The organism is Myxacorys sp., assembly GCF_059501405.1.
The window spans coordinates 1-16631 of the sequence record NZ_JCACCM010000040.1; the positions used below are offsets into that span (position 1 = coordinate 1).

General features: G+C 49.4%; 16 protein-coding genes and 1 pseudogene. 6 read left to right on the forward strand and 11 right to left on the reverse strand.

Features of this window, described 5'->3' with window-relative positions; translation table 11 throughout:
* Nucleotides 1-541: 541 nt before the first annotated feature.
* Nucleotides 542-787, forward strand: a complete 246-nt coding sequence (locus AC5I6P_RS03365; RefSeq protein ID WP_495692345.1) for a hypothetical protein — start codon at nucleotides 542-544, stop codon at nucleotides 785-787.
* Between the two features lie 172 nt (nucleotides 788-959).
* On the opposite strand, the gene AC5I6P_RS03370 is transcribed toward AC5I6P_RS03365, so the two are convergent.
* Nucleotides 960-1133, reverse strand: a complete 174-nt coding sequence (locus AC5I6P_RS03370; RefSeq protein ID WP_495692346.1) for a hypothetical protein — start codon at nucleotides 1131-1133, stop codon at nucleotides 960-962.
* Nucleotides 1134-1312: 179 nt separating this feature from the next.
* Here AC5I6P_RS03370 and AC5I6P_RS03375 point away from each other — a divergent pair, with 179 nt between their 5' ends.
* From AC5I6P_RS03375 to AC5I6P_RS03385, 3 genes are all read left to right on the forward strand, one after another.
* On the forward strand, nucleotides 1313-1633 hold the full coding sequence (locus AC5I6P_RS03375; protein ID WP_495692347.1) for a hypothetical protein: 321 nt from the start codon (nucleotides 1313-1315) through the stop codon (nucleotides 1631-1633).
* A 352-nt stretch (nucleotides 1634-1985) separates the two neighbouring features.
* The gene (locus tag AC5I6P_RS03380) at nucleotides 1986-2711 is read left to right on the forward strand and encodes a sigma-70 family RNA polymerase sigma factor (protein ID WP_495692348.1); all 726 of its coding nucleotides are present in this window, start codon (nucleotides 1986-1988) and stop codon (nucleotides 2709-2711) included.
* A gap of 3 nt (nucleotides 2712-2714) precedes the next feature.
* The gene (locus tag AC5I6P_RS03385; RefSeq protein WP_495692349.1) at nucleotides 2715-3485 is read left to right on the forward strand and encodes a DUF3102 domain-containing protein; all 771 of its coding nucleotides are present in this window, start codon (nucleotides 2715-2717) and stop codon (nucleotides 3483-3485) included.
* 55 nt (nucleotides 3486-3540) lie between these two features.
* On the opposite strand, the gene AC5I6P_RS03390 is transcribed toward AC5I6P_RS03385, so the two are convergent.
* The 6 genes from AC5I6P_RS03390 to AC5I6P_RS03415 form a co-directional block, all read right to left on the reverse strand.
* Complete coding sequence (locus AC5I6P_RS03390) at nucleotides 3541-3684, reverse strand: hypothetical protein (RefSeq protein WP_495692350.1); 144 nt, start codon at nucleotides 3682-3684, stop codon at nucleotides 3541-3543.
* A gap of 982 nt (nucleotides 3685-4666) precedes the next feature.
* Nucleotides 4667-5839 (reverse strand): VWA domain-containing protein, encoded by a 1173-nt coding sequence (locus AC5I6P_RS03395; protein ID WP_495692351.1) that lies wholly within the window; start codon nucleotides 5837-5839, stop codon nucleotides 4667-4669.
* Nucleotides 5836-8190, reverse strand: a complete 2355-nt coding sequence (locus tag AC5I6P_RS03400; protein WP_495692352.1) for a DUF5682 family protein — start codon at nucleotides 8188-8190, stop codon at nucleotides 5836-5838. Before AC5I6P_RS03400 ends, AC5I6P_RS03395 begins: the two co-directional genes overlap by 4 nt.
* Before the next feature lie 11 nt (nucleotides 8191-8201).
* Nucleotides 8202-9335, reverse strand: a complete 1134-nt coding sequence (locus AC5I6P_RS03405) for an ATP-binding protein (RefSeq protein ID WP_495692353.1) — start codon at nucleotides 9333-9335, stop codon at nucleotides 8202-8204.
* A gap of 39 nt (nucleotides 9336-9374) precedes the next feature.
* On the reverse strand, nucleotides 9375-10970 hold the full coding sequence (locus AC5I6P_RS03410) for a DUF5691 domain-containing protein (protein WP_495692354.1): 1596 nt from the start codon (nucleotides 10968-10970) through the stop codon (nucleotides 9375-9377).
* A complete protein-coding gene (locus AC5I6P_RS03415) occupies nucleotides 10954-12288 on the reverse strand; it encodes an SWIM zinc finger family protein (RefSeq protein ID WP_495692355.1) in 1335 nt (444 codons plus the stop codon). Before AC5I6P_RS03415 ends, AC5I6P_RS03410 begins: the two co-directional genes overlap by 17 nt.
* Nucleotides 12289-12567: 279 nt before the next feature.
* On the opposite strand from AC5I6P_RS03415, the gene AC5I6P_RS03420 reads away from it, so the two are divergent.
* A complete protein-coding gene (locus AC5I6P_RS03420; protein WP_495692356.1) occupies nucleotides 12568-12717 on the forward strand; it encodes a hypothetical protein in 150 nt (49 codons plus the stop codon).
* A gap of 352 nt (nucleotides 12718-13069) precedes the next feature.
* Nucleotides 13070-13354, forward strand: a complete 285-nt coding sequence (locus AC5I6P_RS03425; RefSeq protein ID WP_495692357.1) for an HNH endonuclease — start codon at nucleotides 13070-13072, stop codon at nucleotides 13352-13354.
* A 195-nt stretch (nucleotides 13355-13549) separates the two neighbouring features.
* Here the strand turns inward: AC5I6P_RS03425 and AC5I6P_RS03430 are convergent, their stop codons facing one another.
* From AC5I6P_RS03430 to AC5I6P_RS03445, 4 genes and pseudogenes are all read right to left on the reverse strand, one after another.
* The gene (locus AC5I6P_RS03430) at nucleotides 13550-13765 is read right to left on the reverse strand and encodes an aldo/keto reductase (RefSeq protein WP_495692358.1); all 216 of its coding nucleotides are present in this window, start codon (nucleotides 13763-13765) and stop codon (nucleotides 13550-13552) included.
* Nucleotides 13753-14524, reverse strand: a pseudogene (locus tag AC5I6P_RS03435) (aldo/keto reductase). Before AC5I6P_RS03435 ends, AC5I6P_RS03430 begins: the two are co-directional and overlap by 13 nt.
* A 121-nt stretch (nucleotides 14525-14645) precedes the next feature.
* Entirely contained in the window at nucleotides 14646-15425 is a 780-nt protein-coding gene (locus AC5I6P_RS03440) for an ABC transporter permease (RefSeq protein ID WP_495692359.1), read from the reverse strand.
* The gene (locus tag AC5I6P_RS03445) at nucleotides 15422-16357 is read right to left on the reverse strand and encodes an ABC transporter ATP-binding protein (protein WP_495692360.1); all 936 of its coding nucleotides are present in this window, start codon (nucleotides 16355-16357) and stop codon (nucleotides 15422-15424) included. The genes AC5I6P_RS03440 and AC5I6P_RS03445 overlap by 4 nt, the downstream gene beginning before the upstream one ends.
* Nucleotides 16358-16631 lie beyond the last annotated feature (274 nt).

Below are 16631 nucleotides of genomic sequence, written 5' to 3' on the forward strand. Positions count from 1 at the left end.
AATAACTATATGTCTTCTAGATTAAGCTATTGCCGATTAAGTCTAGTGGATGTCTCAATCTCATCCGCCTTCATCTGTGCGATTACACGATTTCGGGCGCTATCCGCTAAGCCAAGGATCAAACAATGGCGCGTGCCGCGATATGACCAACGTAGGCGTAAATTACCCTTGAAGTTCTCTGTTTTTGGCATTGGCATCTGTCCTTTTTTCAGGACGTGAAGCGATTGGTATCCAATACCAATTTGATACCAATTTCTGAGTTTCCCCTAGCCAAAGTGATATTCTATGAACCCCTTATTGAGAATTGGGAATCTTTAGAAGCCTTACCTAGAAACGACAAAAGCCAGTCACTGACTGGCTTTTCATCTATCGGAGCGACAGGATTTGAACCTGCGACCCCTACTACTCTAGGGTAGTAAGTGAAACTGTAAACCTTTGCGGTAAAGAAGTTTTGACGCACGGAAAAATGAGATCTCATTTTTGATCTCACTTTCTGCAATAAGGAGGGCACTCTAGCCGCATCGTTGCCCCCAGAACTTAGATGATTTGTCCAATGATTCAAGGCTTAACTGCACTAACGGTTGCCACTTGCACGGCTCCCTCGCTGCCTACGCCGTCCGCGCTAATTCGAGATATCCCGCCCCAAGCCATTGCCAAGGCAAAGCCCACCGCAAAGCCGATCAGCCTCTGCAAACTGCCAGCCGCCCCGCCGCCTCAAGAAACGACGACCACTATTCTGCGGGTGCCGTCACTGCCGCCGATCGGACGGAAACCCAAATGTCGTTAAAAAATATACCGCTGCTTCCGTCCGTGTTTAGCATCGATATGGCGCTGACAATAGGCCCTCAGTACATCTAAATCGACGCCGCTAGGGGTAATGGCTCCGGCTCTGACCAAATGCTCCTTCGTGGAGAGCGCAACGGCTTCATGAATGGAAGACCGAGCAGAGTTGATCTCGTTCAGTCCTGGTTGCGCGCCCTCCCCCGCAAGAATGGATGCCGCTCAACCACTGTTAGAAAGCTGACGCGAGCTGCTAAAGATTCATCCACGATCGCCACAACTTGCGCGAATTCCCACAGTTCTTGATCTGAGATTCCGTCTAAAGGAGTAGAGGGAGCCGTTATCGTTCTCATAGGGCAACGTTCAGAAACTAGAACAATTCTTCCCTAACTCTACCTTTAGGGGGATGAACTACCGGAAGTCTTAATTTGTGTGAATCGCTCTTTTTATTGCCCTTACAATCTTCCGCCATCCCTTCATCAAAGCAACACAATTCAAAAGCGTGAATGCTAGGGCAGTCTGTAGCGCTGCCATGACTCACAACACCAGCCGAATTATTTTTGAGCTAGAAGAAATAGATATTGCTGTCCGCAACGTGATCCATGCATACCATCACGAGAATGAATGCACGGAAGAGCGGTTAGAAAAAGTACTTGATCGCATCAACACGATCGCCATTCTCTATGGCAACATCGTCAAGGTGTTAGATGGCATTGAGCAACGATCTCTACAGGAGCTAAAACTACGGAAGCTGCTGATCCCATCTGACTTTGAAGGGGCGTGGTACGTAGCTTGTAGTCATTCGCGAATTGCGAACACAGAAAGTGATCCACAAATCGCCCCCACACATTGAAGATGTCCACTCGAAGCTTGATGATCCACAGTCGGGAGTATCGTTGAACGGTGCAGGGGTAGATTTCAACGACGGTGAGCAGGTATAAGTCTTGCCTCCGTGCCCACAGCCAAGCCCAATCTTTTGGAACAACAACGTCCCCAATTTGAAAGTTTTCTCGACGCATAATCTCAGGTATAAGTGACGACTCGCCCTATTTTTGCCGAGGTTTAAGACTTTTTTAAGTATTCTTTTGTTCTTTACGTACACCTCATTTATCAGACCGTAAAAACCTAAGTATTAACACCTTAATATTTGTAATCTTTTATAGCCAAACTATACGCATAGCTGCGAAAGATTGAGTATTTTAACCATGACTAAGCCATCGCTAGAGGCGTTGTTTTGGAAGTATTTTGAAGCACGACAAGCTGGGACAAAAACTGATGCCGCAATTCGACTGAGAAATCAGATTGTGGAGCAAAATATTGGACTAGCCCGTGAAATTGCTCACCGTGCTGCCTCGGAGTGCCCAGAACCGTATGAGGATTTGGAGCAAATCGCTGCGATCGGGCTGATTCGCGCTGTGGAAAAGTTTGATCCCAGCACAGGCAACGCCTTTAGCTCTTTTGCTGTGCCCTACATCAAGGGTGAGATTCAGCACCACAACCGCGATCATGGCTACAGCGTCATTAAGAAGCCGCGTCGAGGGATTGAGCTGGTGTCACGAGTGAGGCGGCTACAGCGCAAACTCAAGGCCCAAGGCATGGAGATTGACGAAGCCCAGGTGATCAGAGGAATCAATATCACCGAATCCAAGTGGCGCGTCGCGTGGGATGCCTATAATCTGCCACCGGTGAGCAATCTCGATGAATCGCTCAATGGGGAAGATGCCATCGGCGGCATTGTCAAAACTGACTATTCCTGGTTCAAAACCTCGGTCGCTCGCCTGAGAGAACCAATTCAAAGTGTGCTGATTGAGAAGCACATATCTGGGATGACTGAAGGGGCGATCGCCAAAAAGCACAGAGTCACAGTTGAGCAGGTCAATCTCTGGCTAGAGCAAGGGGCAAAGCAATTAAAGACGTTGAGCGAGGGTTGAGGGATGACAGTAGAAGTGATGCGCGATTTTAGTTACGAAACGTTGGAGGTAGAAGCCCGTGTGGTCGTACAGCAACGCACGGGCGAGATTAAATCGCTCATTCGGCGTTCGGCTCAAGATACGATCGAGATTGGGCAGAAGTTGCTAGAGGTCAAGTCTCGCTTAGGGCATGGCTTGTTTGGCGATTGGCTCAGAACTGAGTTTGATTGGAGTGAGCGGCTGGCCAGGCAGTACATGTTGGTGGCTGACAAAATGGCAAAATTTGCCAATTTGGACACGATCGCACCGTCTGCACTGTATCTATTAGCCTCTTCATCCACACCGGATGAGGTGAAAGAAGAGTTTCTAGAGCAAGCAGAAGCCGGTGAACCTGTGACCCACAAGCAGGTCAAAATCGCGCTGTATTCTGCCAAAAGCCACAACGCGGCCTCTAAGCTAGCGCCAGGGGAGCAATACACCGTCACCGAAAAAGAAAGCCCCTACTATGGGCAGTCGGTAAAAGTTGAGCGGTCAGAAGGAGAATTTGTCTACTGCGAAACCCCAGACGGCAAAACTCAACCCTTCCTCCCTGGCTGGGTCGGTGAACAACCTTCAGAGAAGGTCAAACCAGAGCCAAAAGTTGACCAAAAAACTGAACTTCTGGTCAGTCTGGAATTCAAGGTCGATGTGAAAGAGGAGCGCATTAAATTGCTAGAAGCATGGATTCGCCGCGCTTTGGATGAAGGCGAATTACCCCAAGATTTATACCAAGAAGGTCTGGATCTGCTGGCTTAGGGCATTATGGCTGTACAAATAGAGTTGAGCAGCACCTGTGTCACCAGGTGCTTTTTTATTTACCAGTTTTGAGCGGTGGCAACGGACACGACAAAGCTCTCAGATGCAGCACCTCTTGTTCGAGACTAGCAATCTTGCGATCGTGGATCTCGAAGCTGGTGTTGACTGCTTCACTGTAGAGCGAAGAAATAAGTGTCACAACCGAAGGAATGAATGTCACAATCGCTCTTCGGCTCAAAGCCTTGTCCCGCGAGCCTTTTAGATTTTTTGACCATCAATTTTTAAAGAAAACTCAACCGAAGAATTACGTGTCATTTCGTGGGGCTACCGAAGAAATAAATGTCATCTCGTAAGTCGTTGCTTGAAATCTTTACCCTAAAACGATTTCATCATTTTCTGCGATCGCCAAAGAATTACATGTCATTTCGTTAGCTTGGAAGCCGAAACCTACACGAATCATTAGTTTCAAGCTTTACTAAATTTACCGGAGGATTACGTGTCATTCCGTTGGAGCAGTTTCACCTTCACGCTGCGATTGCCTACCGCTCATGGAGCAATCCTATGAGTAGAGATTACATCAGGAGCAGAGTGCTTTATTAGGGAGAGTAATTGCTATTTGAGCAGCAGGCCCCAGTAGAGCCGATTCGACGGAAAGTGACGATTGTACCCAAAGGAGCCATTCACTTTTTCGTCCAGTGAATTCAGTTGAAATCAGTTCCAGATTGGCAATCTGTTGCGGGTGAACTGGAGTTGTGAGTTTCGCTGCTTCAGTTCGCCCAATTTAGAGCAAGCGATGGTACGGCAAAATAGCGTGACGGCTGTACGTTTTATAAGAAATGGCGCGGCTTTCAAATTCGTGGCGCAACGCTATAAAGCGTAAAATTCTTGTCCCACAAAGGTTTTATCGTTTTTTATCTCGGCACTTATTGAGTCGCATTATCAAATTCGTGGCGCGAAATCGTTCTGCAGTCAAAACAAATTCTTGCTTACTGTGTCTTGAGCTTCTAGATGCTTTCACATTTGTGGCGGGATTTCGGTCGCTCAAACCATTGATAGACACCCCTTTCTAGTCCTAACAAAGTGATAATTTCTAGCTACTGACATCAGATGAGTTATGGTCATCCAACTAAGCAGTTGGATTCTTATAGCAGTGTGGGAAGATTTGCAGCATTACAGTCAAGCTAGGTAATCTGCTGTGCTGCCCACTGGTTGAGATCTTGACGGTTAATGGCGGCTGCCATCAGATCTGGGAAGCGATCGGGCGTACAGGCAAACGCAGGGATACCCAGAGATGCCATGAATTGAGTGTTGCTATGGTCATAGCAGGGTGCACCATCATCATTAAGTGCCAGCAGGGTGATGAATTGAATTCCTGAAGCAACGAGGCTACTGATGCGCTTTCGCATTTCATCCTGGTTACCACCCTCATACAGGTCGCTAATCAACACCAGAATCGTATCCTGTGGTTGACGAATCAGCCCTTGGCAGTAAGCGAGTGCCTGATTAATGTCAGTGCCGCCTCCTAGCTGAGTTCCAAATAAAACCTCAACCGGGTCTTGCAGCAAGTCAGTCAGGTCAACCACTACTGTATCAAACACAACCATATGGGTTTGCACTGCCGGGAGCGATGCCAAGACGGCACTAAAAATTCCGGCATAAACGACGGAGGTTGCCATTGAACCACTCTGATCCACGCAGAGAATGATGTTTCGCAGGGCAGAACGTTTGCGTCCAAAGCCGATCCGAATTTCAGGAATGATGGTGCGGTATTGAGGCTGATAGTGTTTCAGGTTGGCGCGAATTGTCCGATGCCAATCAATTTCATGATGGCGGGGACGACGGTTGCGAACGGAACGATTGAGGCTACCCAAAACTGCCTGCCGAGTTGGATTTTCAAGTTTGCGGATCAGATCTTCAACGACTCGTCTGACCACAATTCGAGCAGTTTCTTTTGTCTTACCGGGCATTACCCCACTTAGTGACAGCAGGTTAGAGACCAGATGCACATCAGGTTCTACTGCCTCTAGCAGTTCTGGTTCCAGTAACATTTGGTGCAGATTAAGCCGATTCAAGGCATCTTGCTGCATCACTTTTACAACCGAAGTGGGAAAGTAGGTGCGAATGTCACCCAACCAACGCGCGACTTTCGGTGAGGAAGCACCCAGTCCACCTTGACGATCGCTCTCGTAAAGCGCACTCAACGTCTGATCAATCGCTTGATCTGCCCCTCCTAGACTAAAGCCGTCACCTTCCATGCCATTGCCGTTCGGTGAACCGCAAATGCCATCCGCTGCCCCACCACCGAGGATGAGCCGCCAGCGTCTCAATCGTTCTGTTGAAGGAGAGTCCGTCATGGTGCAATACCAAGTAATTGGGCAACAAGCGGGAGAACGGTATCGGCGCGATCGCTATCAAACGAACCCGCTTTGATGAATACAGGGGGATGACTATTTCCCTGCCGAACTCGCTCTCCCATTTGGCGGCGTTCAGGGGCAGCAAAGGTAGAAAAGGTGCGGCGCAACAGCGGCAAAATTGCAGTAAACGTCTCACTCGATAGCTGAGTTACCCAGTCGTCTAAAACTTGCCAAAGCGTTGGATTATGGAGCAGCAATAACCCACTGCCTGCTAAAAATCCTTCAATCCAGGCGGCGGCTTGAGCAGGTTCGCTGGCAGTTGAGAGTGCCAATCCCAGTCGTCGCGCCGTATTTTCTGGCTGAAAGACTCCGGCTTCAAAGAGTAGGCGACAGCAGCGCCCTGCCACCAGCCCATGTAACCCCTGCTGGTCTACCAGTTGAAGGAGAACCTGTTGCCACATTTCTAAAGCATCAGGTTGTTGAAGAATCGCGATCGCTCCATTCACGTCGTTCACCTGCTGATGCATTTGAGTTGCTGCATCATCATCCAGAGAAGCCGCAGCAACGGGTAGACCAATGCAAACGCGAGTAATCAGCCCGTTAACGACATGCCCCACCGTTGTTGTTTCAAACTGGCGCACTGTACCGTAGCGCATCACATTGACTAGAGGCGGCAAAGCATTCGTCAGATGTGCCATATCGCTTGCCAGAGCAGCTTCTGATTCTAGACATTTCATCAGGTGAACGATCGCCTGGGAGAGATTTGCCAGCAGGGTTTGATCAATCAGCTTAGTGAGGTTGGGCAGGTTGGCTTGATTGGCACGATCGCACGTCCATGTCGTGGCAGCCGTTTCAATCGTATTGCCCCAGATTCCTGCTTCAATCAAGTGAATGGCAAACTCTGGCTGCCACTGGAGCTGCCAGGATTCGCGGAAGGTGCCTTTCGTGTTACCTGTAGATTGTTGCCGTCCCCAAGGGATCTCCAATAGGTTGAGTCGATGTAACAGGTGCGATCGCTCTAAATCTAGAGGTTTACGAAGATCCAGATCCAGATTGGTTTCTGTTGCTTCTGGTTTAAGCCGCAGTCGCTTCTGCTGTCGCTGTAAATCCTGTTGCAGAGGAATCATTGGGGTTTCGGCAGGAACCTTACCCAACCGTTCACCCACAATGAGCTGCTGATGAATCAACTGCATTGGCAGTGCATCACCAAAACAAAGAACCGTTTGGGTGGCTTCATTTAATTCAAGGAGACCCGGAAGGGGACGATCGCGCAATGCTGCTAATGTTTCAGCTAATCGAACCGCTTCAATGACGCTGGCGGAAGAGGCATCCAGATCTTGTTTTCGCAGCGATCGAGCAACCTTCGTCATCCAACGAATCGAACTACTGGTGGTGCCAAGTGATGATTGGGTGGGATTCTCTAGAAGAGGGGCTCCGCCAACGCTCCGTTTTCCCTGTTCCCACAAATGCTGATACCAACCAGGAGATTCAATTCCTGCTCCGTAGCCACTGCTAATCGTCAATCGTCCATACGTCCAAGGAACCCAAGTCGCTTCAACCTTAAGTTTTGGGAGTCCCTTTAGCAAGGCAACATCTTCTTTGGCAGGTGGCATCGTTGCTAAAGCAGGCGCGTGCCATGCGCCACAGACAACAGCAATTCGTTGAAAACCTTGCTTTTCTGCTTCGCGGATGGTCTTCCACATATAGGCTTCTCGATACCGTTCCAACGAATCAAAGTGAGAGGCAAGTTGCCCCACCTCTGTTGGCGTAGCCGTTCCCAGGGAGCATCGCAGCACGGTCATCGCTTCTAGAATGGCAGCAAACAACTCCGTGCTATCTTGCCGTTGTTCGACCAGATGTTCCCACCAACGTTCGCCGTCGCTGTATCCTGCTGCTTGCGCAAGAAGGCTCAAGGGATCATCGTAGAGATTAGGAATTGGGGGTTGGGGGAGTGCTGATGATTCTGTTTCGTCTTTCTCCCCATCCTCCGGCTGTTCTTTATTCGCTAATCCCTGCTCCTTATCTTCCATTCCCATCGCAAGTCGATGAGTTTGGGGTAAGTCCATGAACCGGACAGGAATCTGCTGAGTCAGCCCATAGTGAATGGCTTTCCACTCTGGAGAAAACACTGCAAAAGGGTAATAAGCTGCCTGCTGAGGGTTTTCGGGTGAATAAACCAGCAATGCGACAGGTGGACGCATCTGAGGATCAATCAGCAGAGGCAAAACTGCCTCTGCATCGGGCGGTCCTTCCACCAGCACAATGTCTGGCTGAAGTTGCGTCAACGCCTGACAAAGACTGCGAGCAGAGCCAGGTCCATGATGACGAATTCCAAAAATGTGAATTGACATGAGGATTGCCCCTAGAGCATCGCACGGCTAGCGCGATACAAATCTTTCCAACCGTCCCGTTCTTTGACAACGGTTTCCAGATACTCCTTCCAGACAACCTGATCCTGTACAGGGTCTTTCACAACAGCTCCAACTAAACCAGAAATCAGATCACTAGCCGTTAGAGAGCCATCACCAAAGTGAGCAGAGAGGGACATTCCACTGTTCACGACTGAAATCGCTTCTGCTGGGCTGAGCGTTCCTGTTGGAGATTTGAGTTTTGTTTTGCCATCAATGGTTACTCCACTTCGTAATTCTCGAAAGATCGTCACCACTCGCTGAATTTCCTCTAGAGCCGGAACCTCGGCAGGCAGTTCTAATGCTCGTCCCAGGCTTGTCACTCGTTGTTGCACGATGCTGACTTCTTCTTCGATCGTGTTGGGAACGGGTAGAATCACCGTATTAAACCGACGTTTGAGGGCGCTAGAGAGTTCGTTGACACCGCGATCGCGATTATTAGCTGTGGCAATCACGTTAAACCCTTTAGTCGCCTGCACTTCTGTATTCAGTTCAGGAACGGGCAGTGTCTTTTCTGACAAAACAGTAATCAATGTATCTTGCACATCAGAAGGAATGCGAGTGAGTTCTTCCACACGGGCGATTTTGCCGTCTGCCATTGCCCGCATCATGGGACTGTCAACTAATGCCTCCATTGAAGGACCGTCTGCCAGCAGCCGAGCATAGTTCCAGCCGTAACGAATGGCTTCCTCGCTCGTGCCAGCCGTTCCCTGAATCAGCATAGTAGAATCACCGGAAACTGCTGCTGCTAAATGCTCAGACACCCAGGACTTTGCTGTACCTGGAACGCCATACAGCAGTAAGGCGCGATCGGTGGCAAGAGTTGCGATCGCCACTTCCATCAAACGGCGGTTGCCGATGTACTTGGGAGTTACTTCAAAACCATTGTCTAGTTTGCCTCCTAATAAGTAGGTTGATACTGCCCAAGGAGAAAGCTTCCAATTTGGCGGTCGCTGACGAGTATCGGCTTTTGCCAGTTCGTCTAGCTCATGAGCAAACTGCTGTTCGGCATGTTCGCGGAGGAGAGAGGAATTGGAGGTTGGGGATTGGGAGTTAGAGTGTTGAGTTTTAGATTTTGTGGCTGCCATAGTTGATGCTCTAGTGTTGATGAAATTAATGCAGAAGAATTATCCAAGCTTGTTAACTATTTCCTGATTCCCGTCTTCTACTCCAAATGCCTGTGTCATGTCTTTGCGAAATTCTAGTAATGCTATGAGGTCGTTCATACTATTCACCCAGGGAGAATCATTCGCTAGCCTTTCACGTAACCGCATGACTTCTGAAGTGAGGCTAACTGGAATAAAACGAGCAAATTCTTTGAGAGCAGATCTAAGTTCCCAATCAGAATTTGAAAAAGTTTTGGTGTTATTCAAATGTTTCTCCAATCCATCCAAAACGAGACGAGCTAAGTCAAAGCTCCATAGTTGTGAACTGGAACGAAGCAACCAAATCGTTAATGAATCATTGATTTTTCTATGAGAAACCTGGAACAGATCAATTAAGAGAGCATCATGGCGATCTCCAGACAACGCATTAACTAAAGCTTCAGTACCAAGGTCAACGAGCACCACATTTCTATTAATTGATGCTTGTCCGGCAAACCAAACTCTGATAACTTCCTCCAACCATTCATGGTTTCCCTGACGCTTGGCTGCTAATGCAAATCCATCGAGCAAAACATTCTGCCATTCATGGGATTGGGCTAGCTTGACGATTTGCCGTGGTGACATCTGCGATTGCTCGGTCCAGGTGCTAGGTGAAGTTGCACCCAGCATTTGCAAAAGCCACCAGGCTTTTTCACCCACCTTATTATTTACGGAGGACAATGGTTTTAGTTCAAACCCAAGTTGAATCAGCGTTTCATCTAGGTGCTTGGGTAGCTGCACGTGCAAGGATGGTCCCTCGCGCTCAAGTGAGAGATAGCGACAAGTGTGTTCCGTTACGTGTTGGCACAGGCGTGAGGTGGGCAGACTCGCGAGTAAATCCACTGCAACTCGCCGGGCTTCCTTACTCCGATCGCCCAATGTCGCTTCTAAAAATGGCTCATCTACCGGGCTGAGTCTAATACGGCAGGCTTCCAGAAATTTGGCACGATCGCTGGCTGTTTCTTGCTTCCAGGTTGATTGCAGCAATTCTCTAGCGTGGTCAGGATTGTGTGATCTCAGATCTTGCAAATAGAGCAATCGTGCTGATGGCGTTCCTGTTTCCCAGTCTGCTTCTGTGGTTAAAGCCACCGCATAGTTCCAATCAGGATTCTGTGCTGCTAGCCAACGTCCCCGTTGTCCTAAAACAGGTAGAACCGATGGTCGCAATTCTCGTTGCTGTCTTCCTTTGTCTAGCAGAGATGGGAGCAGTATCTCAGGCACACGCTGTCCAGAGATCGCGGCTTTCTCTAACCACTCGCTCAACAGGTGCGGAAACTGCCCCTCAAGGATTTGCTGTAAATAACGTGCAGCACGAGGACTGCATCGGGGAAGATCTTCCGATGAACAGGATTCTACTTGAGTTACCGATCGCGCTTCGGGAAGCCATCCAACGCGCTGATGTAGGGACACCATCCCAACCGCAGAGAGGAGTGCCGATTCGTTGGGGCGATCGCTTAATTGAGACAGGCAGTTTCCTAAATTACCAGAGATGTTTGGTAGTTGAAACGGTTGTCGTTCTGTGCCGAGCAAAGCAGCGGCGGCGATCGCTTGCCAAGGAGAATCAGTTGCCAAAGCCATAGTAGGAATCCTCTACCCAAACGCTCAATACATTCAAGAACGTGCCATCCCACTCACCAAACACTGAAAGGGGATATCCTCCACTCAGGGCTAGGAGTTGCCATCCTTGAGTTGCTTCCATTCGACGTGAGAGGGGCAACACTACACCCTGTTGATCCTGAAGCAGCCAGCCTTTCTCCTCCTGCCGTGGAACCACATCTTGCAGCAATAGGGGGAACCGTTCTAACCAAGGGCAACTCGCTAATGCCTTGCTGTAGGTAGCGATAGCTTCTGTAATCGCCTCAATACCGGGTGGGGGTTTTGGGAGGGCAGCCGCTTCCTGACGCGTTTTGATCAGGGCACGCAAAGGATAAGCACTGGGATAAAATACCAACTCCGCTTCCAGACACGCTCCCGATAAAAGGCTTTGCTCAAACGGTTGATGACCGTGGGCAAAATCCAGCAAGAGGGCAAAGGTGTGAGTGGCAATTCCATAGAGCCAGGTTCGCCGTGCCCACAACCGTTCCTCTTCCTCGGTGCGTTGCCCAAGCACCAGCCACAGGTCTGTGTAAGCCTGCCCAGTCAAGACCTCCTCTTGATTCAGTGACCAGCCAAGTTGAGTCCGCACATCAGCTTGCACAGCGGTTGGCAAGGTTTCAATCTGCTCGAAGCCTTCGATGAGCAAATATAGCCGCCCTAATTGCTCCAGCACCCGATCGCTCCAATCTGCACCAGTGTGGATGATTCCAGCCAGTTCTTGTAACTGTTGTGCCAGACCGGGAGCCTGAGCATCGACCATTCGAGCAGCGATCGTATCCCACATCTGATAGGACTCCTGCGGCAGCGTTGCCAATCCCTGCCGCACCCGATCTTCTAGCCATAAGCGCAATTCTTGAATGCCTGCGCTCACCTTACGCTGCCGTTCTGCTGCACGCTTTGCTTGTGCGATCCGATCGGCTGTCTGTTCCTGTCGTTTTGCCTGCTTCTCTGCTTGTTTTTCCGTCCGCTGTGACCTGCTGACTAACCATTCTGCAACCCAAGCAGGGGGATCTGTCTCAACCATCTCCCCCGGTTGCTCTGCTAGCAACAGGAACAGTCCCAACCCATGCTTGCAGGGAAATTTGCGGCTGGGGCAGGTACAACGAAATGCAGGTTCCCTCAGATCAATCTGCGTCCGATAAGGATTTTTGCCACTTCCCTGACACTCACCCCAAATCACGGACTGCTGCTGGCCTAAAGAAATCCACTTCTGACAGATTGCCAACCCACGCCCATTTTTTGCAGAGGCTGCATCGGGTGCCAGCGCTAATACCTGATCTGCTGTCCATTGGGCAGGCATAGAAACTCCACGTCAAACTCATGCAATGTCCCAACGCCTTCATAACGTTTTCGGCTGAGGTGCGTCATCCGTATTCTTACGAAGCATTTGGTTCAAATGTACTATATATAATTGCAAGAGTAAATTGTTGGAATTTCTGGTTACATCATTAGGTAGATTTTGAATAGGACGCATCTAGCAGTTGAAATTAGGCATATCTATTGGTTGAGGGAACGGGCACACCTGATTGCAGATGAGACGCATTCCTCTGTCATTTCTCATTATCAAGCTGCAATTGAAATGAAAACAATCTGGCCGCAAGCACACCTCGATACCGCTCCAGTAGGGGTTGCTTCGCAGCTTCCCGGAGAGGTAAACGTGCTCAATGGCAACACGATCCATTTGCTAGAACGCTTGTGGGATATTGTATCTATGGAAGAAGGGTGGTGAACTCGGAAGCAGCGAGCGCTTCACATCGCTTAAATATTTGCAGGCCCCTACAAGCCTTTATAAATTGACCGAAAGATTACGTGTCATTTCGTTAGAGGGCTCTGACCTCAACATTAGGATTGCCTATCATTTACAAAGCAATTCTCTAGTTAGAGATTATATCGGGAGCCAATTGCTTGGTTAGGGGGAGCGATCCCTTTGGGATCAGCGAAGCTGCACGCTGATTGTCTTACCTTCTTCAATCTATCGCAGTGGGGGTAAACCGAATAGGATGGTGATGTCGTACCGGAAGGGCGATCGCTAGGATCAAGTTACGTGTCACCGTTCCTCACCATCCGCTGATTTCTAACCGATGCCGCAACCCTGCGAACTTTGCTATCGAGAGATGCCTGCTCTCACCGAACACCACCTGATTCCCCGTCAAAAGACGAAACGCAAGGGTCTCGACCCTAGCCCCACGATCCAAATTTGCTCTGCCTGTCACCGACAAATCCATACGCTCTACGACAACTTCCATCTGGCACTGCACCTGAATACTCTAGAAAAGCTAAAGCAAGACCCAAAGCTACAAAAATTCCTCGCTTGGGTTCACAAGCAAGACCCAAATAAGAGAGTGAAGATGGATCGAAAGCGCTGAACCTTGGCTGAAGCAGTTAAGATTCAGTTCCAGATTGGCAATCTGTCGCGGGTGAACTGAGGTCATGAGTTTCGCTGCTTCAGTTCGCCCAACTGTTTTAGAAACGCTGATTTGAGTGAGTGGTTGGAGCGAGCGCCAAACAGGAACAGGCTGCAACCTTTTACGATTTTTCCTACAGTAGAAGCAAGTCTAGAGTTACCGATGCCCCAGCACTGGATGGGGCTGGTATGGCTCCTCTAACCGTTGGCACTCTGCTTCAGTCAACTCAATCTTCAGGGCTGACAAAGCATCTTCCAGGTGATTCATCTTGCTCGCTCCGATAATGGGAGCCGTAACTCCAGGTTGATGTAGCAACCATGCTAGGGCAATTTGAGCCGGAGCCACGCCGCGCTGTTGGGCTAATTCAACCACGCGATCGACCACCTGAAAATCGGAATCTTGGTAGTAAAGCTGATGAGCAAAATCATCTGTCTTCGCACGGGTTGTTTCACCTTTCGTTCCTTTTGCCGATTTCCTGCCAAAAATCCTCGCGCTAGTGGGCTCCAAGGAATCACCCCAATCCCTTCTTCCCGACACAACGGCAGCATCTCTCGTTCTTCCTCCCGGTACACTAGGTTGTAGTGGTTCTGCATCGAAACAAAGCGGCTCCAGCCATGCAAATCTGCTAGATACAACGCTTTGGCAAACTGCCACGCATACATACTGGACGCTCCAATGTATCGGACTTTGCCTACTTTCACCAGATCATGTAGAGCTTCCAGCGTTTCTTCAATGGGGGTTTCATCATCCCAGCGATGAATCTGATAAAGGTCAATCTGTTTGTAACCGCCGCAAAGAAGCATCGATACTATCAAAGATGTGCTTTCGCGACAGACCACGATCGTTTGGATCATCGCTCATTGGGTTAAACATTTTCGTGGCAATCACCACCTGTTCCCGTTTCGCAAGCTCCTTTAATGCCCGCCCCAAAACGGCTTCACTCTCACCTAGTGAATACATATCCGCTGTGTCAAAGAAATTGATGCCTGCTTCCAGCGATCGTTGGATAAACGGTCGGCTTTCGTCTTCTGGCAAAACCCATTCCCGCCATTGAGGACTGCCGTAGGTCATCGTCCCTAAGCAAATACGCGAAACTTTAAGTCCAGTGTTACCGAGGCGAATGTATTTCATGGGAGGTGCTAGCGAGGATGCTACGTTTCATTCATACAACAGGTTACAAAACCTGCTTCAGTCCGGCTCCTATCCTTGGTGCAGCATTGCTGTAAATCAGTTTGGAATTAGGTAATTACGTTTACTTAACCAGTTGAGGATAAATTTTGCGGATTGCCAGACTCACAAAAATGAGCATCAAGGTGATGAGCCAGAGAAGCTGTAGCCACCAATAAGGTTGCAGCCCCAAATTCCACCGCAGCAGATCGATCATTGAAGAAAGGGGTAGAACGGTTGCGATCGCATGTAGAAAGGGAGGAAGTGTTTCACGGGGAAAGTAAGTGCCACACAACGTAAACATGGGAATGATGAGCAGGAAGATAGGAATGTTGATTTGATCGATCTGGCGGACGCTTCCGGCAGTGAGTAGACCCATTGCCCCGAACAAGAGACTACCTAGAAGCATGAGCGGTAAGGAGAGTAGCAGGTTGAGCGGAGAATAAAGTCCCCAGATCACAGCAACCAGTCCCGTTAAACTTCCTGCAATCATGCCTTTGGTAGCTGCCCACAACCAGTCTCCCAAAAATACCTCTGTGAAGCTTAAAGGAGCGGTCAATAACGCTTGCCAAGTTTTTTGGAAATTAAGCCGGATGAAACTAGCGTAGCCGCCTTCAAAAAAGGATTGAAACAAAACTCCGATCGCGATCATGGCGGGAGCGATGAACCGGAGATAAGAGACGGGCTGCCCGGCATAGGTGATGTCTCCCACTAGGGGAGAAAGCCCAAAGCCGAAGGCAATCAGGTACATGATGGGTTCAGTGACCGGGGGCAAAAAGTTGACTAGCCAGGTACGCTGATAGACTTTCGCGTGTCGATGCCAGACGGAGTAAACTCCCCAGGGAGTCGCAGAGAGGCGTTTCATTCCAAAACTTTTCCTGTTAAACGAAGGAACACATCTTCCAGATTGGCATAGCGACGGGTCAGGCGTTGCGGTTGGGCCGCAACCAGATGATCCCACAGTGGGGTGGGGACAAGCGGTAATGCCAAAAGGTAACCACTACCAAACGGACGACACCAGGTATTGAACTGGGTTGCCAGCGCCTGAAGTGTTGCTTCATCCACGCCTTCAATTTCAACGACTTCTTTGCCGATGGTGCGATCGATTAGCTCGATTGGAGTGCCTTGGTCAATCACCTGACCTTGCTGAAGCAGCAGGAGGCGATCGCATAACCGTTGTGCCTCGTCCATGTAGTGAGTCGTCAACAGCACCCCACACCCCTGTTGTTTGAGGTCAATGACGAGCTTCCAGAATTCTTGCCGCGCATCGGGATCGAGTCCAGTCGTCGGTTCATCTAGAAAGACGACATGGGGATGGTTGATCAGGGCACGGGCAAGCACCAGACGACGCTTCAAGCCTCCAGAAAGCTCATCAATGCGCTTCTGGGCGTGTTCTTCTAGACGGACCTGCGCCAACAGTTCACCCACTCGCTTTCTCGCAGCTTTGCCCACGACGCGGTAGTGATGAGCAAAATGGAGCAAATTTTCAAAAACGGAAAAATCTGGATCGAGGTTGTCTTCCTGCGTGACAATGCCCATTTTGGCACGCGCCGTGCGCCCATCACTCTGAACCTGGGTGGAGCCGAGTTGCACAAACCCCCGGCTGGGGGCGACTCCTCCGTAAAGCATGCCCACAATGGTTGTTTTTCCGGCCCCGTTGGGACCCAGTAACCCTAAAATTTCTCTAAAATTCAGGGTGAAACTAACATCTTGAACCACAGGTGTTTCACCATATTGCTTCGATAAAGCATGGGCGACCAGTGCAGTTGTATCGGTTGTTGGATTAAGCGTCAGCATAAATGAGTGTAGGTGAGCGGGAGGGAAGAGCAGGATGGCAATAACCCGTAGAAGAACTGCTTCGCATCGCCTCTTGTCTATGGCCTTTGCTTCTAAGCTTGCCGTATCCGACAAATATACTACATTATACTACAAGAGCAATCATTTAATGGCATGGTGTTCATAAATTGGTCAGAACGATGAAAGGAGGAGCGATCGCTCTCACACGTTATTCTCCAGCACGAACGTTAAGGCTCTAACTCTACAATTTAAACAATGTGGCTGTTGCCTCTAA